2 protein-coding genes are annotated in these 2,206 nt (G+C 66.3%); both read right to left on the bottom strand.

Translation table 11 applies throughout. The features are described from left to right. Positions 1-1,284 (bottom strand): DNA polymerase III subunit gamma/tau (dnaX, locus tag NFU04_RS16280; protein WP_251310450.1); only part of this gene is annotated, 1,284 nt, incomplete at its 3' end. A 123-nt stretch (positions 1,285-1,407) separates the two neighbouring features. Further along, positions 1,408-1,956, bottom strand: coding sequence for a YqhA family protein (locus NFU04_RS16275; protein WP_251310449.1), 549 nt, complete (start codon positions 1,954-1,956; stop codon positions 1,408-1,410). Between the last annotated feature and the right edge of the window lie 250 nt (positions 1,957-2,206).

Raw genomic sequence — 2,206 nt, 5'->3', positions numbered from 1 at the left:
CGCCTGGGGGGATGCCTCCGGCTCCTGGGCCGCCGCCGCGGGGGGGCTGGGCGGTGTCGGGGCGGCGGTATTATCCCGGCCAATATCGGTCGCGGGGGAGGCCTCATGCCCGGCGTCCATCGGCTGGCTCGACGCCGCTTCGGCGCGCAGTGGCAATGGCGTCTGGGCCGGCCGGGGCACGCCCTGGGGGCGGAAGGCCAGCATGCGCAGCAGGGTCATCTCCAGGGCGGCACGGGGATCGGGGGCCTGGCCCATATCGGCCCGGCCCTGGAGGCCGATCTGGTAGTAGAGCTGAATATCCTCGGCGGTAAAGCGCGCGGCCAGGGCCAGCAGGGCATCGCGGTCGCCATGGGCGTTGCTGACGCCTGCCGGGACCATCTGCGCCACCGCCAGGCGATGCAGCACCCCGACCAGGTCATCCAGCACCCCGGCGAAATCGGGCCCCTGCTCCGCCAGGCCGGCCACCTCGGCCAGCAGTTGGGCGGCATCCACCGCGGCCAGGGCCTCCAGCAGGGCCAGCACATGGCGGTGATCCAGGGTCCCCAGCATCGCCGCCACATCGCCGTGGCGCACCTCCCCCTGACCGAAGGCGATGGCCTGGTCGGTGAGGCTCATCGCATCGCGCATGGAACCATCCGCGGCCTTGCCCAGCAGCCACAGGGCGCTCTCGTCGAAGGCCACCCGTTCGGCGGTCAGCACCTGGGTCAGGTGCTCCACCACTCGCTCCGGCGGCATATTCTTCAGGGTGAACTGCAGGCAGCGCGACAGCACCGTCACCGGCAGCTTCTGCGGGTCGGTGGTGGCCAGCAGGAACTTCACATGGGGCGGCGGCTCTTCCAGCGTCTTGAGCAGCGCATTGAAGCTGTGTGTGGAGAGCATGTGCACCTCATCGATAAGGTACACCTTGTAGCGCCCCTGGGTGGGCGCGTACTGGACGTTGTCGAGCAGTTCCCGGGTGTCCTCCACCTTGGTGCGCGACGCCGCATCCACCTCGATCAGGTCGACGAAACGCCCCTCGTCGATGGCTCGGCACGCCTCGCAGGTGCCACAGGGGGTGGAGGTCACCGCCTCGTCGCCCTCGCCCTTGGCGGTACAGTTCAGGCACTTGGCCAGGATACGCGCCAGGGTGGTCTTGCCCACCCCGCGGGTGCCCGTAAACAGATAGGCATGGTGCAGGCGGCCCTGATCCAGGGCATTGACCAGTGCGCGACGCACATGGTCTTGTCCGACCAGTTCATGGAAGGTGCGCGGACGCCATTTGCGGGCCAAGACCTGATAGCTCATGCAGTACGGAATCCTTACGCCAAGAAGTGAGGAGCGCCGCCCCTGGGCCGCGCGATAACCCCCTATTCTAGCGGTTGGGGCCCATAGCGGAAAGCGAAGCAACCGCCGGCTACCGCCTCAACGCTACTCCTTGCGCTGGGCCCGGCTCATCAGGAAAAGCGCCGCGGCGAGGGCCAGTACCGATAGCGCCAGGTAGATGGCATCCAGCGGGGTCTGGAAACGAATGTCCACCACGGCGCGGAAGAACTCGATGATCACCGCCAGCACCACGACCCGGGCGATCTTGTCCTTGAGCTGATCGAAGGAGTGAACATTGAAGGGATGGTGGGGCGTATGCTCCTCGGCCTGCTCGATGGGCGACACGAACAGCCGATAGACTCCCAGGCCGAAGATCAACAGGACGATCGCCACCAGGTAGATATCCACCGCCAAGACCACGCTGGGCACCAGGGTATCGTGGATATCCGCGGTGCCACCGACGGCATAGTAGGTCAGGGTGGCGATCACCAGCTTGATGATATCGATGGTCCCGATGGCGAAGAGCACCACGGCGGCGACCAGGCTCGGCAGCACGGCCAGCATCACCAGAAACCGCGAGTTCCATAGCCAGCGCTCGAACTGTCGCTCCCTGGCGCCCTGCTTGGGGGAATTGGGCCCGGACTCCGTCGTCATGCATCGCTCCTTATCGCGTCTTGGTGCCACCAGCCTAGCACTCCATCATACGCCGATCGCCAGCCACCAAACGAAAAACCCCCAGCCTCTGTCGACGCTGGGGTTTTCTCTGAAGAAGTGCCTGACAATAATCGCGCCGGGCTCCGGGACTCGACTCGTCTCATCCTGAGACTCGCCCTTCGGGCCCGCTGACGCGGTTTCCGCCGGTTCCCGACAGGCGGGATCCATGGGGAGGCCCCTAAACGACGAA

This window comes from Halomonas sp. NCCP-2165, from assembly GCF_023708045.1.
Classification (GTDB): Bacteria; Pseudomonadota; Gammaproteobacteria; order Pseudomonadales; family Halomonadaceae; genus Bisbaumannia; species Bisbaumannia pacifica.
The sequence above is the reverse complement of the archived record's forward strand: the minus strand, read 5'-3'. Positions and strand labels throughout refer to the sequence as shown.

What these genes read in the sequence shown, in the direction of transcription:
- NFU04_RS16275 (WP_251310449.1), bottom strand. Translation starts at nt 1,956, where the DNA reads ATGACGACGGAGTCCGGGCCCAATTCCCCCAAGCAGGGCGCCAGGGAG.